General features: G+C 75.0%; 24 protein-coding genes and 1 tRNA gene. 10 read left to right on the forward strand and 15 right to left on the reverse strand.

Going from position 1 to position 24607, the window contains the following annotated elements:
* Positions 1-9 precede the first annotated feature (9 nt).
* Positions 10-312 carry a DUF427 domain-containing protein gene (locus JD78_RS02530; RefSeq protein ID WP_153360061.1) on the reverse strand — a complete coding sequence of 101 codons (303 nt, stop codon included), beginning with the start codon at positions 310-312 and terminating at the stop codon, positions 10-12.
* Between the two features lie 130 nt (positions 313-442).
* Here JD78_RS02530 and JD78_RS02535 point away from each other — a divergent pair, with 130 nt between their 5' ends.
* On the forward strand, positions 443-1504 hold the full coding sequence (locus JD78_RS02535) for an LLM class flavin-dependent oxidoreductase (protein WP_194290466.1): 1062 nt from the start codon (positions 443-445) through the stop codon (positions 1502-1504).
* Positions 1505-1523: 19 nt separating this feature from the next.
* Here the strand turns inward: JD78_RS02535 and JD78_RS02540 are convergent, their stop codons facing one another.
* From JD78_RS02540 to JD78_RS02550, 3 genes are all read right to left on the reverse strand, one after another.
* Positions 1524-2501: a sensor histidine kinase gene (locus JD78_RS02540; RefSeq protein ID WP_153360057.1), complete on the reverse strand. Its 978-nt coding sequence runs from the start codon at positions 2499-2501 to the stop codon at positions 1524-1526.
* Between the two features lie 61 nt (positions 2502-2562).
* Positions 2563-3321: an ANTAR domain-containing protein gene (locus JD78_RS02545; protein ID WP_166520938.1), complete on the reverse strand. Its 759-nt coding sequence runs from the start codon at positions 3319-3321 to the stop codon at positions 2563-2565.
* A 231-nt stretch (positions 3322-3552) separates the two neighbouring features.
* Positions 3553-3625: transfer RNA gene (locus JD78_RS02550), tRNA-Arg, on the reverse strand.
* A gap of 238 nt (positions 3626-3863) precedes the next feature.
* On the opposite strand from JD78_RS02550, the gene JD78_RS02555 reads away from it, so the two are divergent.
* Together JD78_RS02555 and ettA are read left to right on the forward strand one after the other, a co-directional pair.
* A complete protein-coding gene (locus JD78_RS02555; protein WP_153360053.1) occupies positions 3864-4388 on the forward strand; it encodes a single-stranded DNA-binding protein in 525 nt (174 codons plus the stop codon).
* Between the two features lie 113 nt (positions 4389-4501).
* Complete coding sequence (gene ettA, locus JD78_RS02560) at positions 4502-6172, forward strand: energy-dependent translational throttle protein EttA (protein WP_153360051.1); 1671 nt, start codon at positions 4502-4504, stop codon at positions 6170-6172.
* A 67-nt stretch (positions 6173-6239) separates the two neighbouring features.
* Here the strand turns inward: ettA and JD78_RS02565 are convergent, their stop codons facing one another.
* Positions 6240-6671, reverse strand: a complete 432-nt coding sequence (locus tag JD78_RS02565) for a protein-tyrosine phosphatase family protein (protein ID WP_153360049.1) — start codon at positions 6669-6671, stop codon at positions 6240-6242.
* 72 nt (positions 6672-6743) lie between these two features.
* On the opposite strand from JD78_RS02565, the gene JD78_RS02570 reads away from it, so the two are divergent.
* Positions 6744-7157 (forward strand): acyl-CoA thioesterase, encoded by a 414-nt coding sequence (locus JD78_RS02570; protein WP_243730963.1) that lies wholly within the window; start codon positions 6744-6746, stop codon positions 7155-7157.
* 81 nt (positions 7158-7238) lie between these two features.
* Here the strand turns inward: JD78_RS02570 and JD78_RS02575 are convergent, their stop codons facing one another.
* The 7 genes from JD78_RS02575 to JD78_RS02605 all read right to left on the reverse strand — a co-directional run bounded on the left by JD78_RS02575 (position 7239) and on the right by JD78_RS02605 (position 15060).
* Positions 7239-7766 (reverse strand): MOSC domain-containing protein, encoded by a 528-nt coding sequence (locus JD78_RS02575; RefSeq protein WP_228395135.1) that lies wholly within the window; start codon positions 7764-7766, stop codon positions 7239-7241.
* A gap of 80 nt (positions 7767-7846) precedes the next feature.
* Positions 7847-8446: a biotin transporter BioY gene (locus tag JD78_RS02580; RefSeq protein WP_208103959.1), complete on the reverse strand. Its 600-nt coding sequence runs from the start codon at positions 8444-8446 to the stop codon at positions 7847-7849.
* A 98-nt stretch (positions 8447-8544) separates the two neighbouring features.
* Complete coding sequence (locus tag JD78_RS02585; RefSeq protein WP_153360045.1) at positions 8545-10128, reverse strand: glycoside hydrolase family 13 protein; 1584 nt, start codon at positions 10126-10128, stop codon at positions 8545-8547.
* 28 nt (positions 10129-10156) lie between these two features.
* Positions 10157-10555: a globin gene (locus JD78_RS02590; RefSeq protein ID WP_153360043.1), complete on the reverse strand. Its 399-nt coding sequence runs from the start codon at positions 10553-10555 to the stop codon at positions 10157-10159.
* Positions 10552-11799, reverse strand: a complete 1248-nt coding sequence (locus tag JD78_RS02595) for an MFS transporter (protein ID WP_153360041.1) — start codon at positions 11797-11799, stop codon at positions 10552-10554. Before JD78_RS02595 ends, JD78_RS02590 begins: the two co-directional genes overlap by 4 nt.
* A gap of 62 nt (positions 11800-11861) precedes the next feature.
* The gene (locus JD78_RS02600) at positions 11862-12878 is read right to left on the reverse strand and encodes a mechanosensitive ion channel family protein (protein ID WP_153360039.1); all 1017 of its coding nucleotides are present in this window, start codon (positions 12876-12878) and stop codon (positions 11862-11864) included.
* A 76-nt stretch (positions 12879-12954) separates the two neighbouring features.
* Complete coding sequence (locus tag JD78_RS02605) at positions 12955-15060, reverse strand: prolyl oligopeptidase family serine peptidase (protein ID WP_153360037.1); 2106 nt, start codon at positions 15058-15060, stop codon at positions 12955-12957.
* 131 nt (positions 15061-15191) lie between these two features.
* Between JD78_RS02605 and JD78_RS02610 the strand changes: the two genes are divergently transcribed.
* Positions 15192-15803, forward strand: a complete 612-nt coding sequence (locus tag JD78_RS02610) for an HNH endonuclease (protein ID WP_228395134.1) — start codon at positions 15192-15194, stop codon at positions 15801-15803.
* Between the two features lie 4 nt (positions 15804-15807).
* Here the strand turns inward: JD78_RS02610 and kynU are convergent, their stop codons facing one another.
* Positions 15808-17091: a kynureninase gene (kynU, locus tag JD78_RS02615; RefSeq protein ID WP_153360035.1), complete on the reverse strand. Its 1284-nt coding sequence runs from the start codon at positions 17089-17091 to the stop codon at positions 15808-15810.
* Positions 17092-17127: 36 nt separating this feature from the next.
* Here kynU and JD78_RS02620 point away from each other — a divergent pair, with 36 nt between their 5' ends.
* The 3 genes from JD78_RS02620 to JD78_RS02630 all read left to right on the forward strand — a co-directional run bounded on the left by JD78_RS02620 (position 17128) and on the right by JD78_RS02630 (position 19489).
* Positions 17128-18558, forward strand: coding sequence for an amidase (locus tag JD78_RS02620; protein ID WP_153360033.1), 1431 nt, complete (start codon positions 17128-17130; stop codon positions 18556-18558).
* Positions 18559-18606: 48 nt separating this feature from the next.
* A complete protein-coding gene (ctaJ, locus tag JD78_RS02625; RefSeq protein WP_153360031.1) occupies positions 18607-18948 on the forward strand; it encodes an aa3-type cytochrome oxidase subunit CtaJ in 342 nt (113 codons plus the stop codon).
* A 61-nt stretch (positions 18949-19009) separates the two neighbouring features.
* Positions 19010-19489: a DUF5130 family protein gene (locus tag JD78_RS02630; RefSeq protein ID WP_153360029.1), complete on the forward strand. Its 480-nt coding sequence runs from the start codon at positions 19010-19012 to the stop codon at positions 19487-19489.
* An 82-nt stretch (positions 19490-19571) separates the two neighbouring features.
* Here JD78_RS02630 and pepN read toward each other — a convergent pair whose 3' ends face one another.
* Positions 19572-22121 (reverse strand): aminopeptidase N, encoded by a 2550-nt coding sequence (gene pepN, locus JD78_RS02635; protein ID WP_153360027.1) that lies wholly within the window; start codon positions 22119-22121, stop codon positions 19572-19574.
* Between the two features lie 206 nt (positions 22122-22327).
* On the opposite strand from pepN, the gene JD78_RS02640 reads away from it, so the two are divergent.
* Positions 22328-22969, forward strand: a complete 642-nt coding sequence (locus tag JD78_RS02640) for a mycothiol-dependent nitroreductase Rv2466c family protein (protein WP_279526827.1) — start codon at positions 22328-22330, stop codon at positions 22967-22969.
* Positions 22970-23053: 84 nt separating this feature from the next.
* A complete protein-coding gene (locus tag JD78_RS02645; protein ID WP_153360023.1) occupies positions 23054-23824 on the forward strand; it encodes an SDR family oxidoreductase in 771 nt (256 codons plus the stop codon).
* Between the two features lie 9 nt (positions 23825-23833).
* On the opposite strand, the gene JD78_RS02650 is transcribed toward JD78_RS02645, so the two are convergent.
* Positions 23834-24598: an MBL fold metallo-hydrolase gene (locus JD78_RS02650; protein ID WP_153360021.1), complete on the reverse strand. Its 765-nt coding sequence runs from the start codon at positions 24596-24598 to the stop codon at positions 23834-23836.
* Positions 24599-24607: the final 9 nt, after the last annotated feature.

A 24607-nucleotide genomic window follows, 5' to 3' on the forward strand; every position in this document is an offset into this window, starting at 1 on the left:
CCGTCCGGTTCAGTCGCCGACGGTCACCCCGGGGGAGAAGGCGACGTAGCCGGCGAAGTCCCGGCCCACGCGCTCGACCGCCGAGGGCTTGATGTCCGGGTAGCTCCAGGCGCCGTCCTTGCGCACGCCGCCCGGGGTGACGACGTCCCAGTACTGCGCGGCGCCCTTCCACGGGCAGGTGTAGGCGGTCGGGCTCTCGGTGAGGGCGCCGGGCACGACGGCCGACGGCGGGAAGTACCAGTTGCCCTCGATGCTGACCAGCTCCTCCTCGGGGGCCTCGGCGATCACGGTTCCGTCGATGGTGGCGCGCATGGCTGTCTCCTCGGGTCCGGACGGGTTCTCCGGCCGGTGCAACCCCACCGGGGGGCCAGATCGTCCCGGCGGGGAACAGCAGCCGCCACCGCGGCGCTGAGCCGCAGGACGACGACGAGAGGTGGACGTGGTGGAGAAGCGGATCGGCTTCCTGAACTTCGGGCACTGGCAGCCCATCCCGGGGTCGCAGGTGCGCACCGGGGCCGACGCCCTGCTGCAGACCGTCGAGCTGGCGCAGGCGGCCGAGGAGCTGGGGGTCGACGGCGCCTACGTGCGGGTGCACCACTTCGCCCGGCAGCTGTCCTCGCCCTTCCCGCTGCTGGCGGCGATCGCCGCGCGCACGAGCCGGATCGAGATCGGTACGGGCGTGATCGACATGCGCTACGAGAACCCGCTGTACATGGCCGAGGAGGCCGCCGCCGCCGACCTGCTGTCCGCCGGCCGGCTGCAGCTGGGGATCAGCCGGGGATCACCGGAGACGGCGCTGCGCGGCTCGGAGGCCTTCGGCTACGTGCCCGCCGACGGCAGTGACGACGCGGAGCTGGCCCGGGCGAAGACGGCCCGGTTCCTCGCCGCCGTCGCCGGGGAGACCGTGGTGGACGCCGACCCGCGGATGGTCGGGGGCCACGGGGGCGGGGGCAACGGGGTCTGGGGCAGGGCACGCCTGGCGGTCCAGCCGCAGTCGCCGGGCCTGCGCGAGCGGATCTGGTGGGGATCGGGCACCCGGCAGACGGCGGTCTGGACGGCGCGGCAGGGGATGAACCTGATGAGCTCCACGCTGCTCAGCGAGGACACCGGGGTGCCGTTCGACGAGCTGCAGGCCGAGCAGATCGCGCTGTTCCGGGCCACCTGGGCCGACGCCGGCTGGGCGCACGAGCCGCGGGTGTCGGTGAGCCGCTCCGTCATGCCCATCACCACCGACGAGGACCGGCAGTACTTCGGCCGGGAGCGCACGAGCACCGACCAGGTCGGGCTGCTGGAGGGGGTGCGCGCCCGCTTCGGGAAGAGCTACGCCGGGGAGCCGGACCAGCTGGCCGAGGAGCTGGCCAAGGACGCCGCCGTGCGGGACGCCGACACCCTGCTGCTGACCGTCCCGAACATGCTCGGCGTCGACTACAACGCCCGGCTGCTGGAGACGATCACCCGGCACGTCGCCCCGGCGATCGGCTGGGTCCCGCCCGCGGGACGCTGACCCCGGGCTGCCGGCGCGGTCAACGCGCCGGCAGCTCCGTGGTCACCCGCACGGTGACGCCGCGCTCGTCGGTCCAGATGTCGACGTGGTCGCACAGCTGGCGGGCCAGCCACAGGCCCATCCCGCCGCGGGAGAGGTCCTCCCCGTGCGCCGGCCCGTAACCCGCGAACGGGTCACCGGGGCCGGTGCCGCCGTCGGACACGGTGCACACCACCGTGCCGCCGTCCGCCCAGACCCGGACGTCGGCCGGCGGGCGGCCGTGCACCAGCGCGTTGGTGACCAGCTCGTCGATCGCGAGCAGCAGGTCGTCGGTCGCGTCGGGGGAGCGGTCCAGGCCGGCGAGCAGCGGGACCAGGGCGTGCCGGACCGCACCCGGGCGGGTCACCCCATCGGCGGACAGCAGCGGGGGTGCGGCCTGCAGCGGCTCGGTGGGCACGGGCAGCTGCGCCAACAGCTGCTCGGCGGCCTGGAACTCCGGGTTGGGGCGCCGGCCCCGAGCGGCGTGCACGTGCCGGTGGGTGCAGTGCGCCCAGCGGACCACCTGCGCGGGCAGCTCCCCGGTGTCCTGCAGGCACAGGAACCACACCGGGCAGCCGGCCAGCGCGTGCTCGACCACCGCCTCGTACCGCTGCCACTCCAGCCAGTCGCGGTCACCCGGCCCGCCGGCGATCTCGGCGATCACCCGCAGCCGCCGGCCGGGGGGCAGCTCGGCCCCGGCCACCAGCTTCCGGAACGCGGTCAGGGTCGCCGGGGTGCGCCGCCCGTAGACGTCCCGCTGGTCGAGGAAGGTGAGGCCGGGCGGCTGCCCGAGCGCGGCACGGAGGGCGTCGGCCACGGGTTCGCCGGTGACCACCACCACCGGGTCGCCGGCGGCCAGGCCCTCGCGGGCGAAGGGGAGAGCGACCTCGACCAGCCCGGCCGCAGAGTCGGCGAAGGCGACGTCGTGCAGCGGGCCACCCGAGGCGGGCGCTGCCAGACCGGCCGCGGACACGGTCACGCATCAGTCCCTTGTTCGTCCGGAACCGGCTCTCTGCTGAACCGGTCCCGCTCCGTGGAGGCTACGACAGGGGCAACCCGCCCGCAGCAGGTCGACCGGACGCGTCCCGGGGGAGCTGTCCGGTCTCGGCCAGTTCCTGGGCGAGGTCGAACAGCTTGGTGTTGGACTGCTGCGACAGGCCGCGCAGCAGCGCGAACGCGTCGGCCGCGGTCATCTTGTACCGCTCCATGAGGATGCCCTGGGCCTGGCCGATGACCGTCCGGCGTTCGACCGCCTCCTCCAGGTGGCCCGCCCGGCGGGCCGAGGCCAGCACCACCGAGGTCAGCGCGGCGAAGGACTCGGCGTCCTCCGCCGGCAGCGCGGCCAGGGCCGCCGCGTCGGTGCCGTAGACGTTCAGCGAACCCAGCGGGTGCGCCTGGCTGCCCAGCCGGACGCTGAGCACGCCGGCGTACCCCGCCTCGGCGACGACCCGCGGTGCCCACTCCGGCCACGGGGTCTCGCCGTCGACCAGGGAGGCGCGGACGAGCGGGCTGCCGGCGGCAGCGTCCAGGCACGGCCCCTGGGCCAGCTCGTACTGCCACGTGTCGGCCCGCACGGCGCGCTCGCTGGTGGAGGCCACCGTGGCCGGCGTGCTCCCGGGTGCGACCGAGGTCAGGCTGGCGTCGGTGCACCCGGGCAGCTGCGCGACGGCCGCACCCACCAGCACCTCGAGCGCGTCGGGGCCCCAGGTGCCCCGGCCGAGCGCCTCGATGAGCTGGTGGGCGAGCGAGGTCAGGGGGGTGTCGCCGGGGGGCGGCACGGACGGCTGTGCGCCGGACACGTCGATCTCCGAGAGGTCCTGGGCCGCGCAGGGGCTGTGGGGTCAACCGGCGACGGCGTTCCCGCGGGTGGTCGCACGAGGAGTCGACGACCGCCAGGGGCCCCGCCACTTTACTGGCGCACAACCGAGTGATGTGGAGGCGGTCGGGTCCGGTGCGCCGGGCCGTTCCCGTGCAGGGCGCCGGCCCGCGAGCCGGCCGCGTCGCGCGACCGTGAGCCAGCAGCTCGAGGGCGCGCCCGGCAGGGATCGAACCTGCGACCAAGTGCTTAGAAGGCACCTGCTCTATCCGCTGAGCTACGGGCGCTCGGGCCCGATCATGACATCGGGTCCGGGCGACCGGGTGGGAACGGTGCCCGGCCGGGACCCGGGGCGTCGCCGTAGCCGACGGCGGCCGGGCCCGCCGGCGGCCGTCCACAGCCGGGGTGCGGGTCCACATCCCGGCCGCAGCCCTGTCCCGCCCGCGGCGTCCCGGCGACGGTGGGTGCACGCCGGCGGACCGCCGGCCGCGCCGATCCGGCGCCCCACCTCGTCCGAGGAGCACCGTGAAGGAAACCGAGCTCACCGTCGTCGGCAACGTCGTCAACTCCCCGCAGCGCAGCCGGCTGGCCAGTGGCGCCAGCGTCACGAACTTCCGGCTGGCCTCCACCTCCCGCCGGTTCGACCGGGAGAGCCAGACCTGGACCGACCACCGCACCCTCTTCCTCGACGTCGAGTGCTGGGGCGACCTGGGCGGCAACGTCTCGCACACCCTCAGCAAGGGCGACCCGGTGATCGTGGTGGGGGAGCTCTTCACCCACCGGTGGGAGTCCGAGCAGGGCCCGCGCAGCCGCTCGCAGCTGCGCGCCGAGGCGGTCGGACCCGACCTCTCCCGCGGCGTGGCCGAGTTCCGCCGGACGCCCCGAGCGGCGGCGCCGGCCGGTGCGGTCGAGGAGCCGCCCGCCGACGCCTACGCCGACCGGTCCACCGATTACGCGCCCGAGGACTACGACGGGGGGCCGGTGACGTTGGACGATGAGACAGCCGACGAGCTCGGCGACGGCCGCCCGCTGGTCCCGTCGCTGACGTGAGCCTCCCGAACTGGGAGGATCGGCGCTGAGAACGCAGGTGGCGGGGCGGGCGACGGAGACCCCGGTGCCCGCCCTGCTCCCGATCGCGACCTGACGGAAGGCTCGACAGCCCAGTGGCCCAGTACATCTACTCCATGGTCCGTGCGCGCAAGGCGCACGGCGACAAGGTCATCCTCGACGACGTCACGCTGGCGTTCCTGCCCGGCGCGAAGATCGGTGTGGTCGGCCCCAACGGCGCCGGCAAGTCCACGGTCCTCAAGATCATGGCCGGCATGGAGAACGCCTCCAACGGCGACACGGTGCTCGCCCCCGGCGCGACCGTCGGCATCCTGCAGCAGGAGCCCCCGCTCAACGAGGAGCTCGACGTGCGCGGCAACGTCGAGGAGGCGGTGGCCGACCTCCGCCAGGCGCTGACCCGCTTCGAGGAGGTCAGCGCGGCGATGGGCGAGCCCGACGCCGACTTCGACGCGCTGATGGCCGAGCAGGGCGAGCTCATGGAGGTCATCGAGAACGCCGACGGCTGGGAGCTCGACAACCGCATCGAGCAGGCCATGGACGCGCTCCGGTGCCCGCCCGGCGACGCCGACGTCAAGGTCCTCTCCGGTGGTGAGCGCCGCCGCGTCGCGCTGTGCAAGCTGCTGCTCGAGGCGCCCGACCTGCTGCTGCTCGACGAGCCCACCAACCACCTGGACGCGGAGAGCGTGGCCTGGCTGGAGCAGCACCTGGAGAAGTACGCCGGCACCGTCGTCGCCGTCACCCACGACCGGTACTTCCTGGACAACGTCGCCCAGTGGATCCTCGAGCTGGACCGTGGCCGGGCCTACCCCTACGAGGGCAACTACTCCACCTACCTGGAGACCAAGGCCACCCGGCTCAAGGTCGAGGGCGCCAAGGACGCCAAGCGCGCCAAGCGGCTCAAGGACGAGCTGGAGTGGGTCCGGTCCGGTGCCAAGGCCCGCCAGGCCAAGAGCAAGGCGCGGCTGGCCCGCTACGAGGAGATGGCCACCGAGGCGGACAAGTTCCGCAAGCTGGACTTCGAGGAGATCCAGATCCCGCCGGGCCCGCGGCTGGGCAACGTGGTCATCGAGACCAAGGACCTCACCAAGGGCTTCGGCGACCGGGTGCTGATCGACGACCTCTCCTTCACGCTGCCCCGCAACGGCATCGTCGGCGTCGTGGGCCCCAACGGCGTCGGCAAGACCACGCTGTTCAAGATGCTGGTCGGCGAGGACAAGCCCGACGACGGCGAGATCAAGGTCGGTGAGACGGTCAAGGTCGCCTACGTCGAGCAGAGCCGCAGCGGCATCGACGCGAACAAGAGCCTGTGGGAGGTCGTCTCCGACGGCCTGGACCACATCAAGGTCGGCAACGTCGAGATGCCGTCCCGGGCCTACGTCTCCGCCTTCGGGTTCAAGGGCCCCGACCAGCAGAAGAAGGCCGGGGTGCTCTCCGGCGGTGAGCGCAACCGGCTGAACCTGGCGCTGACCCTCAAGCAGGGCGGCAATCTGCTGCTGCTCGACGAGCCCACCAACGACCTGGACACCGAGACGCTCACCAGCCTCGAGGGCGCGCTGCTGGAGTTCCCCGGCTGCGCCGTGGTGGTCAGCCACGACCGGTGGTTCCTCGACCGGGTGGCGACGCACATCCTGGCCTACGAGGGCGACTCGAAGTGGTTCTGGTTCGAGGGCAACTTCGACGACTACGAGAAGAACAAGGTCGAGCGGCTGGGCGCCGACGCGGCACGTCCGCACCGGGCCACCTACCGCAAGCTCACCCGCGACTGACGGGGACCGCCTCCAGCACGTCGACCGGCCGGTCGGGGCAGCAGCTCCGGCCGGCCGGCGGCGTCTGTCAGGCGGTCCCGAAGCGGGACACGAACCGGGCCTGACCGCGGGTCTCCACCGCGTGCCGCCGGTAGTGGCTGCGCACGTAGGCCACCGCCCGGGCCGCGGGCAGCCCGTCCAGCACGGCCAGGCAGGCCAGCGCCGTCCCGGTCCGGCCGGTGCCGCCGGCGCACGCCACCTCCACCCGCTCGGTGGCCGCCCGGTCCCACACCTCCAGCAGCGCGTGCCGCAGGTCGCCGGGGGCGGTGGGCAACCGGAAGTCCGGCCACCGCACCCAGCGGGTCTCCCACGGCACCGGGCACGGTGCGCGGCCCAGCAGGTAGACGCCGAAGACCGGTTCCGGGCCCGCCGGCAGCGTCTGCCGCAGCCCGCGGCCGCGCACCCGACGCCCCGAGGGCAGCACCAGCACACCGGGCTCGCTGTCGTCCCACGGGTCCATGACCGCACCGTAGGCCGGGCAGGCCGTGGCGGGAACGGGTCCGTGCTCGGCGCCGGTCGGTCATGAGGCAGGGTGACCGCCGTGAGGCACACCGTCGCCGTCCCGATGCGCTGGTCGGACATGGACGCTTACCAGCACGTCAACAACGTGGCCTTCCTCGGCTACTTCGAGACGGCTCGGGTCGACCTGTTCTTCGACCAGCCGACGCACGACGAGGAGACCGGGCTGCGTCGCGGGATCGTCGTCGCCAGCCACCAGATCGCCTACAAGCGCCCGGTGGTCTACAGCGCCGACCCGCTGCGGATCCAGATCTGGGTGTCCGGCGTGCGGGCCGCCTCCTTCACCTGCCACTACGAGCTGTTCGACCACGGCGAGCTCGCCGTCACCGGCAGCACGGTGCTGGTGCCCTTCGACTTCGCGATCAACCGCCCGCGCCGGCTCACGGCCGCGGAGAAGGTGTTCCTCGCCGCCCACCACGACGACTGACGCCGTCCCCGCGCCGGCCCCCGGCCGGCTTTCGGCGCCGGGACCCGGCCGGCTTTCGGCGCCGAAAGCTGGTGGGGCGGGTCAGTCGGGGAGGACGACGGTGCGGGGGACCGGACGGTCGGCGCCGGTCGGGGCTCCACGGCGGGCGGCCTCCGCGTCGTCCACGGCTCGGACGGCGGCGCCCCCGGTGACCTCACCGGCGCCGAACACCGCCGCGTTGATCCCGCCCCGGGAGGCCATCGCCCTGACCAGCCGCACGCCGGTCAGCCGCTCCAGGTGGGCGCACGGCGGGCACCGCTTGGTGCCGAACAGCAGCACGTCCCCGACCAGGAACCACCGCCCCACCAGCGCGGGCAGGTCGACGCCCCGGGTGACCAGGTTGCGCCGGGTCCAGCCGGGGGAGAGATCGACGCCGGCTTCGGCCGCCACCGCCGCGACGTCGTCGGCGTCGATCAGCGTGACCTGCTTCACCTGCAGCGGGTACCGCGCCCACGTGCCGCCACCCGCGGCGTAGCGGTCCCCGGCCAGCCCGACGCCGGGCACCGCGGGCACCGAGTCACGGCGCACCATCGGCGCCGCGGCCACCGGCGCCGTCCAGATCTCCCGCACCCGCCCGGTCCCGGACGCAGGACGCCCCGCGCCGGTGCCCGGGGTGGGCACCGGCGCGGGGCGGTCGGGGAACGGCTGGGTCAGCGGGTGCGGTCCGCCGCGAGCCAGGCGCCGCGGAACGCCAGCGCGGCGACGCCGGCCTTGACCACGCCACCGAGGATGAACGGGTAGAAGCCCGCCTCCAGGGCCTGGGACGCCGTCAGGCCGGCGCTGACCGCCAGCCACGGCACGCCCACGGCGAAGACCACGAGCTGACCGGCGGCGAACAGCGGCAGCGCCTGCCAGATCTTCCGGTCCGCGCCGCGGCGGGCGGCCAGCCCGATCAGGAACGCGGCCGGCAGGAAGCCCACGACGTACCCGCCGGTGGCGCCGAAGACGACGTCGAAGCCGCCGCTGGCCTCGGAGTAGAAGGGCAGCCCGACCAGCGCGCACAGAATGTACAGCGCCTGCACCGCGACGCCGCGGACCGGGCCGAGGGCGCCCGCGGTGAGCACGACGGCCAGCGTCTGGCCGGTGATCGGCACCGGGGACCCCGGGACCGGGACCGACACCTGCGCGAGCGCCGCGGTCAGCAGCACCCCCAGGGCGACGAGGACGGCGGTGCGGGCGCGGCTGGCCGGGACCAGGTCGGCGAGGACCAGCCGGCGGGACGGCAGCGCGGGCATCGAGGCGGTGGCCACGGGACCTCCTGGAGCGCAGGGAGGGGCGTGATCGCCCCCGATCGGGGAGTGAGTCTGCCCTACCGCCGGGGTGGCGGGGTCGCCCGGTCAGCCGCCGGTCACGCCTGCAGCCAGACCGCCCCGTCGTCCGGCACGGTCCCGTCGGTCACCGGCTCGCTGGCCAGCAGCACCTGCCCCTCGGGGAGCGGCACCGGGCCACCGGAGAGGTTGAGCAGGCAGACCAGCCCGCCGGGCCGACGGAAAGCCAGGCAGCCGTCCGGCGCGGGCAGCCACTCCAGCCCGTCGCCGGTGAAGGCGGGGGAGCCCCGACGCAGCCGGAGCGCCACCCGGTACAGCGACAGCATCGAGTCGGGGTCCTGCTCCTGGGCCTCGACGGTCAGCGGCGCCCAGCCCGCGGGCATGGGCAGCCAGGTGTCCGGCGTGGTGGAGAAGCCGTAGGAGGGCTGGTCGCCCGACCAGGGAACCGGCACCCGGCAGCCGTCGCGGCCCCGCTCGGTGTGCCCGGAGCGCTCCCAGATCGGGTCCTGCAGCACCTCGTCGGGCAGGTCGACGTCGGGCATGCCGAGCTCGTCGCCGTTGTAGACGTAGGCCACGCCGGGCAGCGCCAGTTGCAGCAGCGCCGCGGCGCGGGCCCGGCGGGTGCCGACCGCGCCACCGCCGTAGCGGGTGACGTGGCGGGGACGGTCGTGGTTGCTCAGCACCCAGCAGGCCGGCGCCGGGGTGCTCGCCACCGTCGCCAGCGAGTGCTCGACGGCGCTGCGCAGCTCCGCGGCGTCCCAGTCGGCGGTGAGCAGCCGGAAGTTGAACGCCAGGTGCAGCTCGTCGGGGCGCAGGTACTGGGCCAGCCGCTCGTCGTCGAACACCCAGACCTCGCCGACGGCCATCCGGTCGGGGTAGCGGTCCAGCACCGCCCGCACCCGCTGGTGCAGCTGGTGCACGTGGTCCTGGTCGAACCGCAGGTCACCCGGGCCGTCGTCGGCGAACAGGCCGGTGTCCTCGGCGGGCACCATGTCCGGCAGGCCGGCGGGCTTGGCCATCCCGTGCGCGACGTCGATCCGGAAGCCGTCGACCCCGCGGTCCAGCCAGAAGCCCAGCGTCTCCTCCAGGTCGGCGACGACCTCGGGGTTCGCGTAGTCCAGGTCCGGCTGCTCCGGCGCGAACAGGTGCAGGTACCACTGCCCGTCGGGCACCCGGGTCCACGCCGGCCCGCCGAACACCGAGGGCCAGTTGTTCGGCGGCTCCACGCCGTCCGGCCCGCGGCCGTCGCGGAAGAAGTAGCGGGCCCGGGCAGCCGATCCCGGCGGTGCGGTCAGCGCCTCGGCGAACCACTCGTGGTCGTGCGAGCTGTGGTTGGGGACCAGGTCGATGGTCACCCGGATGCCGCGGGCGTGCGCGTCGGCCAGCAGGGCGTCGAACGCTGCGAGGTCGCCGAACACCGGCTCCACGTCCCGGGGGTCGGCGACGTCGTATCCGTGGTCGTGCATCGGCGAGGGGTAGAACGGCGTGATCCACAGCGCGTCGACGCCCAGCTCGGTCAGGTAGGGGAGCCGGGACCGGATGCCCGCCAGGTCCCCCACGCCGTCACCGGTGCCGTCGGCGAAGCTGCGCACGTAGACCTGGTAGAAGACCGCCTCCCGCCACCAGTCGGCGTCGGGGCGGGGGGACGTCGGGACCGTGGTCACCGGGCTCCTCGGGGTGTCGTGGGGCGCGTCAGCGGTTCCGCATGCTCTGGGCCGCCATGACCAGGTAACCCCACAACGTCGCGTCCTGCTCGTCGGTGAGCTCCAGCGAGTCGACCGCGTCCCGCATGTGCCGCAGCCACGCGTCCTGCGCCGCCTCGTCGACGGCGAACGGCGCGTGCCGCATCCGCAGCCGCGGGTGGCCGCGGTTCTCCGAGTACGTCGTCGGCCCGCCCCAGTACTGCTCCAGGAACATCCGCAGCCGGGTCTCCGCGCCCTCCCAGTCGTCGGCGGGGTACATGGGCCGCAGCACCGGGTCCTCGCGCACCCCGGCGTAGAACCGGGCGACGAGCGCCCGGAACGTGGGTTCGCCGCCGACCTCGTCGTAGAAGGTGCGCGCCGAGGGCAGCGACCGGCTGGTCTCGCTCATGTCCTCGATCGTCCCTCAGCCGGGTCCGGGCGCGGCACCCGGCCGTCGGTGCGCCGTCCGGGCCGGGTGCGGTGCAGGCCGACCAGCGGCCCGGCGAGCGCGACCAGGCCGATGCCGCCGGCCAGCGCGACCACGGTGCCCGGCGCCAGCACCTCGGCGCCGAGCCCGGCCAGCACCACCCCGATCCCCTGCACGCCCGACAGGCCGGCGACCGCGACACCGAACGCCCGGCCGCGGTACGCGCTGGGCACGGCCTGCACGAACGCCACGTTCAGCGGGATGTTGCTGGCCCCGCCGAGCCCGGCGACGAACAGCAACCCCAGGACGACGACGTAGGCCGCCGACCCGGTGCCCAGCCACAGCGGGGTGAGCCCGGCCAGCAGCACCCCGGCCAGCGAGAGGACCAGCAGGGGCACCAGCAGCCGGTCCCGCACGTGCGGGGGGCAGAAGCGGCCCACCAGCAGCCCGCCGAGCGCGGTGCCGGCCGGGTTGGCGGCCAGCAGCAGGCCCGCGGCGGCGGCGGTGCCCTGCAGCTGCAGGGCCCACGGGGTGGCGATCCCCTCCGGGGCGTTGATGAACAGGGCGCCCACCCAGAGCACCGCCACGATCGCCAGCAGCCGCGGGGACCCGGCGATGAACCGCACCCCGCCCGCGGTGTCCCGCCAGAGCGAGCCGGCCTCCCCCTCGGCCGCCGGCGCGGGCCGGCGCCGCAGGCCGTGGGTCAGCCAGACCGCCGAGACGGCGAAGGTGGCGGCGTTGATCAGCAGGGCCGCGGAGGGCGACAGCGCGGTGATCAGCGCACCGCCCAGCAGGAAGCCGATCAGCTGGCTGGCCTGGCTCGCGACGCCGGTGAGCGAGGTGCCCACCGCGTAGCGGTCGCCCTCCAGCACGTCGGCCATCAGCGCCGACCGGGCGGCCTCGAACGGCGGGGCGCAGAGCGCCACGAGCAGCAGCAGCCCCAGGAGCACGGGCAGCGGCGTGCCCGGGACCGCCATGCCGGCGACCAGCACGGCGCGGGCGACGTCGCTGGTGATCAGCACCCGGTGCCGCGGGAACCGGTCGGCGAGCGAGGCCAGCACCGGCCCGACGAGCACCCACGGCAGGTAGCTGATGGCGAAGGTGATCGCGGAGAGCAGCGCCGAGTCGGTGCGCTGGTAGACCAGCACGGTCAGCGCGACCCGGGCGAGCTCGTCGCCGATCGTGGAGAGCGTGAAGGAGCCGAACAGCGGCCGGAACTCGGCCACCGCGAAGACCTGCCCGAACGTGGCCGGGCGGCCGGTGGGGTGGTCCCGGCCGGGGCGGCGGCTCAGCGGGGCCCCGTGCCGGTGATCGTCCCCAGCAGGGGGAGCGGGGTGCGGATGCCCTCGGTCGCGAAGCGCGCCTGCAGCCGCTGCCGCAGCTCGCGGGCCACCTGCCACTGGACGGCGTTCGTGGTGCGGACCTGCACCCGGAGGACGACCCCCTCGGCGGTGATCTGCTCGACGCCCAGGGACTCCGGCTCGCCGAGGAAGACCTCCGCCCACTCCTCGTCAGCGGCCATCGCGTCGGCGACCTCCTGCATCACCGCGCGGCAGCGCTCGAGGTCGGTGTCGTGCGCGACCGGCATGTCGATGACCACCTGGGCGAAGCCCTGGCTGCGGTTGCCCACCCGCAGCACCTCACCGTTGCGGACGTACCAGACCACGCCGTTGATGTCCCGCAGCCGGGTGATCCGCAGGCCGACGGCCTCGACCGTGCCGCTGGCCTCCCCGAGGTCCACGACGTCCCCGACGCCGTACTGGTCCTCCAGGATGATCCCGATCCCGGCGATGAAGTCCTTCACCAGGTTCTGCGCGCCGAAGCCGAGCGCGACGCCGATGACGCCGGCGCTGGCCAGGATCGGCGCCAGGTTCACGCCCAGCTCGCCGAGGACGAGCACGATCGCGATGCCGAGGACGACGAACGAGGCGAAGCTGCGCAGAACCGACCCGATCGCCTCGGCCCGCTGGGTGCGCCGGGCGGCGATCAGCTCGAGGCCGTCCGGGTCGGCCTGCCGGACCCGGTTGCGCCACGGCCGCAGGATCGTCGGGACGGCGCCGGTCGCGGTGCGGTCGGTGAGCCGGTGGATCGCCCGGTTGATCAGCGCCCGCGCGACCACGGCCAGGACGACGATCAGCAGGATCCGCGCCGGCGTGCCCACCAGGGTGTCGGCGTTGGCGGCCAGCCAGTCCAGGCCGAACCAGTCCCACAGTCGCGCACAGAGCGAGCCGGGGTCGGCGGTGGCGCAGTCGGGCGCGACCGGACCCGGATCGTCGGCCGCCGTGACCGTGGGTGTCCCGTTCATCGCCGTCAGTCTCGCAGGTCCGTTCTGGGCGGTCGATCACCCGGACGGTGCCGTTCCGGTGTGTCGTCCGCGCAGGTCAGCCGCCGGTCGGCGGCTCCGTGTCCGACGGGCTGGCGGGCGTCAGCCCCGTGTGCGCGGCCAGGAACGCCAGCTGGTCGGCGGCCAGGCCGACCGTGCGGCTCACCGCGCGGGCGCCGTGTCCCACCGACAGCTCCCGCCGGAGCACGATCGGCGCCTCGGCGGAGGTGGCGTGCTGCAGCGCCGCGGCGAGCTTGCGCGCGTGCAGCGGGTCGACCCGGGTGTCGGACTCGAAGGTCGTGAACAGCACCGCCGGGTACGCGGTGCCCTCGACCACCCGGTGGTAGGGCGAGTACCCGAGCAGCCAGCCCAGCTCCTCGGCGTCGGCGGCCGTGCCGTACTCGTCGTTCCAGGTGCGCCCCAGCCCGAACAGCTCGTACCGGACCATGTCCAGCAGCGGCGCGCTGCACACCACGGCGGCGACCAGGTCCGGGTGCTGGGTGGTCATCGCGCCCACCAGCAGGCCGCCGTTGGAGCCGCCCATCACGGCGAGCTGCGCCGGCGTCGTCCACCCGGTGGCGATCAGGTGCTGGGCCGCGGCGGCGAAGTCGTCGAACACGTTCTGCTTGCGCTCGCGCATCCCCGCGCGGTGCCACTCCTCGCCGTGCTCGGAGCCACCCCGCAGGTTCGCCACCACCCACACGCCACCGGCGGCGACCCAGGCCAGCGCCTGCGCGCTGTAGGCCGGGGTGAGCGAGACGTTGAAGCCGCCGTAGCCGTAGAGCACGGTCGGGCGCGGGGTGTCGGGGGTGCCGGCCGCGGAGAGCACGAACAGGTGCACCGGGGTGCCGTCGGCCGACGTCGCGTGCGCCTCGACCACGCGCAGGTCGGGGACGTCGCCGTCGACGGGTGCCTGCTCGTGCGTGGTGAGCGCGGCCGGGTCGGCGGCGTCCCAGCGCAGCACCGACGGCGGCGTGGCGTAGTCGGTGTAGCCCACCCACGCCGTCGTCCCGCCCTCCGGCGGCGCGCTGACCCCGGAGACGCTGCCCGGGCGCAGGCCGGTCACCTCGGCCAGCCGGCCCGAGCCGTCCCCGGCCCAGAGCGACAGCCGGTCGGTGGCGTCGACGGCGTGCACCGCGAGCACCCGCAGGTCGCCGTCCGGGCCGTCGACGAGCGCCACGTCGGAGAGCACGCCCTCGTCGGACTGGCCGATGACCTCGGTCCACGCCTCCGGCGTCCAGCTCGCCGGGTCGGCCGGGTCGGCGACGGCGAGCCGGCTGCGCGGGGCGTCCCGGTCGGAGTGCAGCCACAGCCGGCCGTCGCGGGCCACCCAGGCGGTGAGCTGCGCGTCGACGCCGACCTGCAGCGGGCGCAGCTGCGCGTCACCGGACAGGTCGGCCAGCCACACGTCGTCCCGGGGCGCGGTGCCCACCGAGGCGGAGACCACCAGCCAGCGGCCGTCGGCGCTGGTGCGCGCCCCGAAGTAGGTCGAGGGGTCGCTGCCCTCGCCGTGCACGAGGACGTCGGTGTCCGGGTCGGCGCCCACCCGGTGACGCCAGACCCGGCGGTGGAACTGCTCCTCGCCGGCGGGCACCAGCTCGGGGGCCAGCCGGCGGACGTAGTAGAGCTCCTCCCCGCCGGGCAGCCAGCCGACGGGGGAGTAGCGGCAGCGGTCGATCGGGCCCTCGAGCAGCTGCCCGGTGGCGACGTCGAGCACGTACAGCTGCGACTCCTCGTCACCGCCCACCGACACCTGGTAGGCCAGCCGGTCGCCCTCCCAGGACGGCGACCAGGCGTCCAGCGTGGTCGTGCCGGCCGGGTCGAGCGCGATCGGGTCGACCAGCACGCGCACGCTGCCGTCGGGTTCGGTGACCCGCAGGACCGCGTGCTCCTGGCCGGGGTCGCGCCGGGTGGAGAACGCCCGGCCGCGCCGCCACACCGGGATGCCGACGGCGCCGGCGTGCACCAGCCGGGTGAGCCGGTCGGCGAAGGACGGCCGCGCGGGCAGGCTGCCGAGCAGCTGTGCCGCGAGCTCGTCCTGGGCCGCGGCCCAGGTGACGGTGCGTTCGTCGGCGGGGTCCTCCAGCCACCGGTAGGGGTCGGCGACCCGGTGACCGTGCAGGTCCTCGACCAGGTCCAGGCGGGGGGCTTCGGGATGGCGCACGCGGCGACCGTAGCCGCCCGGACGGCACCGCCCGAGGGGGCGCTGGCCTGTATCACACCCCGGCAGGGCACTATGAGGCGACCCAGGGACTCTCGAAGCCGTCGGGAGCCCGGGGCCCTCGGAGGTGTCCCGTGTCGATCACCGCACTCGGGTCGTCGTCCGTGCCCGCTCATCCGGGCCCGGCCACCGACCTCGTCCCCGGTCCGCGCGCGCCCGTCCCGGCGCAGGTCACGACCGCGGCCACGCTGCTGTTGAACGCCACCTACGAGCCGTTGTGCGTGGTCTCCAGCCGACGCGCGATCGTGCTCGTGCTGGCGGCCAAGGCGGAGGCCGTGGACGTCACCGAGGACCTCGTCCACGCCGAGCGGCTCGCCGTCGCCGTCCCGGTCGTGGTCCGGCTGACCCGCTACGTCCGGGTGCCCTACCCGGTGCAGGTGCCGCTGTCCCGCCGGGCGGTGTTCACCCGGGACTCCTCGACCTGCGTCTACTGCGGCGGGTCGGCCACCAGCATCGACCACGTGGTGCCGCGCAGCCGGGGTGGCACCCACACCTGGGACAACGTGGTCGCCGCCTGCCGCCGGTGCAACCACACCAAGGCCGACCGGTCGCTGGCCGAGATGGGGTGGACGCTGCCCTACCCGCCGGGGGCGCCCAGCGGCGCCGCCTGGCGGCTGCTCGGGCACCGCACGGTCGACCCGCGCTGGCGCACGTGGCTGGGCATGGCGGAGTCCGTCAGCGCCTGACGGGTCAGGTGACCCGGGCCCGTTCGGTCGGGTACGTCGTCCACGAGCCGTCGGCGACCACGGTCCGCAGCCGGGCCATGGCGTCCCAGACGTCGACGAACCGGGTGTACAGCGGCGCCGGGCCCAGCCGCAGCCGGTCCGGCGTCCGGAAGTCCGGGACGACGCCGCGGTCGATCAGCGCCTGGGTCAGCTGCCAGGCGGCCGGGTGGGTGAGGCTGACGTGCGCGCCGCGGCGGGCCGGGTCGCGCGGGCTGGCAACCGACACCCCGTGCTCGGCCAGCCAGGCGTCCGCCAGCTCCACGACCAGCCCGGTCAGCGCCCGTCCCTTGGCGGCGATCCGCTCGACCCCGGCCTCGGCGGTGATCCGCACGCCGACCTCCACCGCCGCCATCGCCAGCACCGGGGGCGTGCCGACGGCGAACCGGTCCACGCCCTCGGCCGGCTCGTAGGCCGGGCCCATGGCGAACTGGTCGCGCTGGCCGAACCAGCCCCAGATCGGCTGGCGCAGCTGGTCCTGCAGCTCGCGCCGCACGTAGAGGAACGCGGGTGCGCCCGGGCCGCCGTTGAGGTGCTTGTAGGTACAGCCGACGGCGAGGTCGGCACCGGCGGCGGTCAACTCGGCGGGGACGGCGCCGGCCCCGTGGCTGAGGTCCCACACCACCAGTGCACCCGCCGCGCGGGCCAGCCGGGTCACCTCGGCGACGTCGACCAGCGCGCCGGACCGGTAGGCGACCTGCGAGAGCACGACCACCGCCACCCGCTCGTCGAGCGCCGCGGCCAGCACGCCCGGGTCCAGCCCCTCGTCGACGTGCGCCTCGACCTCCCGCACCGTCATCCCACGCTGCTCGGCGACGCCGGCCACGACGTACCGGTCGGTGGGGAAGTCGTCGGCGCAGCAGACCAGCACGTCGCGCCCGGGGCGGGCGTCGGCCGCGGCCACCAGCAGCTTGTAGAGGTCGATGCTGGTCGAGTCGGAGACCAGCACCTCGCCCGGCCGGGCCCCCAGCACCCCGGCGGCCAGCAGGTCGCCGATCCGGCGGGCGTGCCCGATCCAGTCGGCCCACGAGCCGACCAACCCCTGCCCCCACTCCTGCTCGACCGCCCGGGCGACGGCCGCCGGCGTCTCGACCGGCAGCCGGCCGAGGGAGTTGCCGTCCAGGTACAGCAGCCGGTCCGGGCCGTCGTCGTCGGTGCCGGTGAAGCGGGCCCGGAAGCCGGCCAGCGGGTCGGCGGCGTCGGCGGCCAGGGCGGCGGCGCGGGAGAGGTCGGTGCTGGGGGACGGGTGCACGGGCCGATCCTGCCCCGGGTTGGCTAGCGTCCGGCCGTGACCACGGCACGCGGGACGCAGCTGCACGACCTCACGGCCCTGGAGCAGGCGGCCGCCGTCCGGACGCGGGAGGTGAGCCCCACCGAGCTGGTCGACCACGCACTGGCCCGGGTCGAGGCGCTCGACCCCGGGCTCGGCGCCTTCATCACCGTCACCCCGGAGCGGGCCCGGACCGCCGCGGCCGCCGCCGACCGGGCGGTGCTGGCCGGCGGCGAGCTGCCCCCGCTGTTCGGCGTCCCGACCGCGATCAAGGACCTGGCCAGCACCGCCGGCGTGCGCACCACCTTCGGCTCGGCCCTGCTGGCCGACTTCGTGCCCGACGTCGACGACGCCGTGGTCACCGCGCTGTCCGCGGCCGGCACGATCAGCCTCGGGAAGACCAGCACGCCGGAGTTCGGCTTCCCCTGCTACACCGACAACGACCTCGTCGGCCCGGCCCGCTGCCCCTGGGACCCCGGGTTGCTGGCCGGCGGCTCCAGCGGCGGGGCGGCGGTGGCCGTCGCGTCCGGGATGGTCCCGTTCGCGCACGGCTCGGACGGCGGCGGCTCCATCCGGATCCCGGCCGGGATCAACGGCCTGGTGGGGGTGAAGCCCACCCGCGGCCGGGTGAGCAACGCCCCGCTGGGCAGCGAGGTGACCGGGCTGGGCGTCCAGGGGCCGCTGGCCCGCACGGTGCGCGACGCCGCCGCGATGCTGGACGCGATGGCCGGGCCGGTGCCCGGCGACCCGTACTGGGCGCCGCCGTTGCCAGCGGGGGAGACCTTCCTCGGCGCGACCGAACGGCCGCCGGGGCGGCTGCGGATCGGCCGGTACCCGGACTCCGGGATGCCCGGCGCCGACCTCGACCCGCAGGTCCGGGCGGCGTTCGAGGACGCCTCCGCGCTGCTGGCCGGGCTCGGCCACGAGGTCGAGGACGTGCCGGCGCCGCCGCTGTCCGAGGGGGTGTTCCCCGCCTTCGAGGTGGTGTGGGCGCTGTCTGCCACCACCCTGCCGGTGGCGGAGACGCAGGTGCACCGGCTGCGTCCGCTCACCCGCTTCCTGCGCGAGCGCGGGCTGGCCCTGTCGGCCCGGGACGCGATGCAGGCGATGTTCACCCTGCGGGTGTTCGCCCGCCGGTTCGTCCAGGCGACCAGCGGCTACGACGTCCTGCTCGCCCCGGTCTGCACGCTGCCGCCCCGGCCGGTGGGCTGGTTCGGCGAGGACGGCGAGGCGGACTTCGAGCGGCAGAAGCGGTACGCCGCCTTCCCCGCCGTCTACAACGTCACCGGGCAGCCGGCGTTGAGCGTGCCGCTGTGGTGGACCCCCGAGGGCCTGCCGATCGGCACGATGCTGGTGGGCCGGCCGGCCGAGGAGACCGTGCTGCTGTCGCTGGCCGCGCAGCTGGAGCAGGCCCGGCCGTGGGCGCACCGGCACCCGGCCGGCTGGTGACCGCGCGGCTGCCGGGCCGGTGACCCGGGCTCCCGGTAGATTGCGCCCATGCCCTGGTACGAGACGGTGCTGATCTTCGCCGTGATCCCGCTGGTGATCGTCCTGCTCTTCGCCCTCGCCACGCTGATCCCCGGCCGCGGCAAGGACCGGACCCGGTACCGGCCCGGCCAGCCCTGGGACCACGAGCCCGTCTGGTACGAGCCGCACCCGGACGTCCCCGGCGTCCACGGTGGGCACGGGGACGACGATGCCGCCGACCACGGCAGTGCGGACGGCCACGGCCGGCGCGCGCTGGGCGCCACCGCTGCGGCGCTGGCCATCGGCCAGCGCGCGCACGAGGCCCCGGCCGCGCCGCGCACGGCTGCCGGCGGCGCCCGGGGCACCTGGTGACCCCCGCCGCGGCACCGCTGCTCCCGACCTGCCGTTCCCTGCCGACCGGAGGCACCCGCTGATGAGCACCCAGCACCTCGACGCCGGCCCCAGCGCCAGCCAGGACACGATCAACACCGCGGTGGCCGAGCCCGGACCCGGGCCGTTCAGCTACTCCGACCTCGCCCGGCTCGACGAGGCGCTGACCATGTCCTCCCGGGAGACCGGGCTCCGGTTCACCCTCTACGTCGGCGACCTGGGCAGCGACACCCGCGGCACGGCCGAGGGCCTGCACGCCCGCGCGGGCGGCGACACCTCGATCGGGGTGCTCGTCGCGCTCTCACCCGGGCAGCGGGTCGTGGAGATCGTCACCGGGTCGGCCGCGGCCCGCCGGCTGCCCGACCGCGCGTGTGCGCTCGCCGTGCTGGCGATGACCAACCGGCTCGGCTCGGGTGACCTGACCGGCGCGATCGTGAACGGCCTGCGGCAGATGTCCGACGCGGCGGGCCACCCCCACCACCGTGAGGACAACGTGCCGCGCGGGATCGCCACCTCGCACTGAACGGCACGCACTGAACAGCACGCGCTGAACGCCAGCGGCCCAGAACTCGTCGAGTTCTGGGCCGCTGGCGTTCAGTCCTCGCTCAGCCTGCCGCGGCGTCCCGGGCGCGGGCCCGCAGCGCGCGGGCGACCCCGTCGCGGCCCTCGCTGACCAGCCGGCGCAGCGCGGCCGGGTGGCTGGGGTCGGCCAGCCACTGGTCGGCGGCGGCCACGGTCTGCTCCTCGATCACCTTCGGGAAGAGGTACTCCACCGCGTTCTTGGCGATCTCGCCGGGCCGGCGGTCCCAGACGCCCCGGATGTCGGCGAAGTACCGCTCGACGTAGGGACGGGTGAACTCCTGCTGGGCCGAGTGCCAGAACCCGGCGACCATCGCCTCGTGCACCGCGTTGGGGATCGACTCGTCGGTGAACGCCCGCTCCCAGGTCTGCGCCTTGGACTCCGCAGTGGGCCGCAGCGCCCGGGCGGTGGCGGCGCGGCGGGCACCGGTCGCGGTGGCGTCGCGGGCGGCCTCGGCGTCGATCTCGGCGTCACCGGCGGCGCCCATCGCGACCAGCCCGTGCAGGAACGCCCACCGGGCGTCGGCGTCGACGGCCAGCCCCTCGACCACGCGTGAGCCGTCGAGCAGGCCGCGCAGGGCGGCGGCGTGCTCCTCGGTGCGGGCCGCGGCCGCCAGCGTGCGCGACCACTGCAGCTGGGCGTCGCTGCCGGGGGCGGCCTCGGTGAGTGCGGCGAGGGCCTTGTCGCCCAGCTGCGCCCAGCCGGTCGGTGCCCACGCCGGGTCGGCGTAGGAGGCCAGCGCGGTCTGCACCCGGGCCAGCAGCGACTGCACGACGCTGATCTCGGTCTCCGCGTCGACCCCGGCCAGCACCAGCTGCACCCAGTCGCGCGCCGGGGTCTCCGCGTCCCGCGTCATGTCCCACGCCGCCGACCAGCACAGCGCGCGGGCCAGCGAGTCCGGGATCGCCGCGATCTGGCCGCGCAGCGTGGCGAGCGACCGCTCGTCCAGCCGGAGCTTGGCGTAGGTCAGGTCGTCGTCGTTGACCAGCACCAGGTCCGCGGCCGGGTGGCCGACGAGCTCGGGCACCTCGGTGCGGGCGCCGGCGACGTCCAGCTCGACCCGGTGCGAACGGGTCAGCCCGTCGGGGCCGCTGCTGTACAGCCCGACGGCGAGGCGGTGCCGGCGCAGCACCGGGTGCTCGGGCACCGCGGTCTGCTCGATGGCGAACGAGGCGTACCGGCCGGCGTCGTCGAGGGTGGACACCGGGCGCAGCGTGTTGACCTGGCTGGTCTGCAGCCACTGCGCCGACCAGTCGGACAGGTCACGGCCCGAGGCCTGGGACAGTTCGCTGAGCAGGTCGTCGAGGGTGGTGTTGCCGTACTCGTGCTTGCGGAAGTACCGGCGCACCCCGGCCAGGAAGTCCTCCTGCCCGACGTAGGCCACCAGCTGCTTGAGCACCGAGGCGCCCTTGGCGTAGGTGATCCCGTCGAAGTTCACCTCGACCGCGGCGACGTCGACCATGTCCGCGGCGATCGGGTGGGTGGAGGGCAGCTGGTCCTGCGCGTAGGCCCAGCTCTTCTCGGTGTTGGCGAACGTCGTCCACGCGGTCGTGTACTCGGTGGCCTCGGCCTGGCACAGGGTGGAGATGTAGGTGGCGAAGGACTCGTTGAGCCACAGGTCGTCCCACCAGCGCATGGTCACGAGGTCGCCGAACCACATGTGCGCCAGCTCGTGCAGGATCGTCTCCGCCCGCCGCTCGTAGCGGGCCCGGCTGGTCTTGGACCGGAAGACGTAGTCCTCCAGGAACGTCACGCAGCCGGCGTTCTCCATCGCCCCGGCGTTGAACTCCGGCACGAACAGCTGGTCGTACTTGTCGAACGGGTACGGGTAGTCGAAGACCCGGTGGTAGAAGTCGAACCCGGCCTTGGTGACGGCGAAGATTGCGTCGGCGTCCAGGTGCTGGGCCAGCGAGGCCCGGCAGTAGACCCCCAGCGGGATCCCGTCGTGCAGGTCGGTGACCCGCGCGTAGGGGCCGGCGACCAGCGCCACCAGGTAGGTGGAGATCCGCTTGGTCGGGGTGAAGTGCACCAGCTGGGAGCCGCCCTCGCCGGCCTCGATCGTGCGGTCGCCGGTGTTGCTGACGACCTGCCAGTCGAAGGGCGCGGTCACGTGGACGGTGAAGGTCGCCTTGAGGTCGGGCTGGTCGAAGCAGGTGAACATCCGCTTCGCCTCGGCCGGCTCGAAGTGCGAGTACAGGTAGACCTGGCCGTCCTCCGGGTCGACGAAGCGGTGCAGGCCCTCGCCGGAGCGGGAGTACCGGCAGTCGGCGTCGACGACCAGCTCGTTCTCCTCGGCCAGCCCGGGCAGCGGCAGGCCGCCCTCGGGCGTGTAGCCGGACACGTCGAGCTCGACGCCGTTGAGGGTGGCGGAGCGGACCCGGTCGGCGACCAGGTCGACGAACGTGTCGGCACCGGGGGTGCGGGCGGTGAACTGGATGGTGGTGACCGAGCGGAAGGTCTCCTCGCCGGGGTGCCCGGCGCCGTCGGTCACGTCGAGGGCCAGGTCGTAGCTGGAGACCGACAGCAGCGCGGCGCGGGCCGCGGCGTCGTCACGAGTCAGGTTGGGAACTGCCACGTCCGGGAGCTTCCCACGGGGCGCCGACGGTCCGCGCCGGGGCTCTGGCTGTTCGCGCCGGGGCCCTGACGGTTCGCGCCGGGGTGCCGGTGGGAACAAGCCGATCGCGGCCGGCCTTGCTGGCGCGCGAGGACCCTGCCGGCTGGCGGGGTCGACAGACGACGGAGGGACACCCACCGATGACCGAGGCAGTGCAGAGCGCCCCCGTGACCGCACGCGTGGACTTCTGGTTCGACCCGCTGTGCCCGTGGGCGTGGCTGACCAGCCGCTGGGTGCTGGAGGCGGCGAAGGTCCGCGACATCGACCTGCACTGGCACGTGATGAGCCTGTCGGTGCTCAACCGCGGCCGGGACCTGCCCGAGGAGTACCAGGAGATGATGGCCAAGGCGATCGGCCCGGTGCGGGTCGCCGTCGCCGCCGCCCAGCAGCACGGTGACGGCGTGCTGGGCGACCTCTACACCGCCATGGGCACGCTGCGGCACCACGACGGCCTGGAGATCGACGAGGTCATCGCCCCGGCCCTGGAGCGGGTCGGGCTGCCGGCCGAGCTGGCCGAGGCCGCGTCGTCCACCGAGTACGACGAGGCGCTGGAGAAGAGCCACCACGCGGGCATGGACCCGGTCGGTGACGACGTCGGCACCCCCGTCATGCACATCGACGGGGTGGCCTTCTTCGGCCCGGTGATCAGCAAGGTGCCCACCGGGGAGGACGCCGGCAAGGCATTCGACGGCGCCGTCCTGCTGGCCAACCTGCCCGACTTCTGGGAGCTCAAGCGCACCCGCAGCACCGGCCCGGACATGTCGTCCGTGCCCGCGGACGCCCTGGAGCTGCGCGGCACCTCGCGCTGACCCTCCGGGTTCCGGCGCCGAAACCCGGCCGGGGTTCGGCGCCGAAACCCGGAGACGTGCGGGCGGTTGCGGCAGGATGGCGAGATGGCGAAGCCACCCGTCCGGCAGCGGATCTTCATCACCGGTGCCAGCGCGGGCCTCGGGCAGGGCATGGCCCGGGAGTTCGCTGCCCGCGGCCGCGACCTGGCGCTGGTCGCCCGGCGCCGGGACCGCCTCGACGACCTGCGCGCGGAGCTGCTGGCCGCTCACCCCGGCATCCGCGTGGTCGTCGGGGAGCTGGACGTCGACGACCCGGACGCGGTCGCCGAGGTCGTGCCCCGGCTGGCCGCCGAGCTGGGCGGCATCGACCGGTTCATCGCCAACGCGGGCCTGGGCAAGGGCGTGCCGGTGGGCACCGGCGGTGCCCGGCCCAACCGGCAGGTGCTGGTCACCAACGTGCTGGGCACCCACGCCTGCTGCGAGGCCGCGGTCGCGCTGTTCCGCGCCCAGGGGCACGGGCACCTGGTGGTGGTCTCCTCGGTCGCCGGGGTGCGGGGCATGGGCGGCACCCGGACCGCCTACGCCACCTCCAAGGCCGCCGACGCCGTGCTCGCCGAGGGCATCCGGGCCGACCTGCTCGGCGACCGGCGCACCCGCGGCATCCGGGTCACCACCGTCCACCCGGGGTTCATCGAGACCGACATCAACGTCGGCCGTCGCGGTCCGTTCACCGTCGACCTGGCCACCGGCGTCACCGCGCTGACCGCGGCGGTCGAGCGGGAGCCGGTGCGCGCCTACGTGCCCGAGTGGCCGTGGCGCCCGGTCGCCGGCCTGCTGCGCGTCCTGCCGCTGCCGCTGGTCCGCCGGCTCGCGTAGCCGCCGGGACTACAGCCGTCCGCGGGCGGTCTCCCGGGTGGCCTCGTCGAAGGGCGCGTCGGCCCCCGGGTCGGTCAGCCAGCGGGCCAGCCCGGCCAGCTCGTCGCGCTGCGCGGTGACGAAGGCGGCGTCGACCACCGCCCCGTGCCCGGGCACGACCGGCCCGCGGACCAGCCCGAGCAGCGCGTCCAGCGCGGCCGCCCACTCCAGCGGGAAGGCGTCCTCCATCGCCGGCGGGTTGCCCTCCTCGACCAGGTCCCCGGCGAACACGACGTCGGCCACCGCGACGACGAGGTCGCTGTCGGTGTGCCCCCGGCCCAGGTGGCGCAACGTCACCGGCCGGCCGCCGACGTCGAGCACGGCGACGTCGTCGACCAGGTGGTCCGGGACGTCGATCGGGGCGATCGCCACCAGCTCGGCCGCCGGGTCGCCGTCGGCCCGGAGCCCGGCGACGACGGCCGCCCGCTGCGCCTCGCCGGTCGCGGCCAGCCCCTCGGCGCAGCGCCGGTGCCCCCACACGTCGGCCGGGCGGAACGCGGCGTTGCCGAAGCAGTGGTCGTAGTGGTCGTGGGTGTTCACCACCGTCCACGGGTGTGGGGTGACCGCCCGCACCGCCTCGGCGAGGGCGCGCCCCTCACCCAGGTGGCAGCGGGTGTCGACCACCAGGCAGGCACCGTCGCCGACCACCAGGCCGCAGTTGAGGTCGAGGTCGGCGTGCCGCCGGACGAACACGCCGTCCCCGACCTCCCGCCACCCCGCCGCGCCGGCCGCCACCGTCGCCCC

The organism is Modestobacter roseus, assembly GCF_007994135.1.
GTDB lineage: Bacteria > Actinomycetota > Actinomycetes > Mycobacteriales > Geodermatophilaceae > Modestobacter > Modestobacter roseus.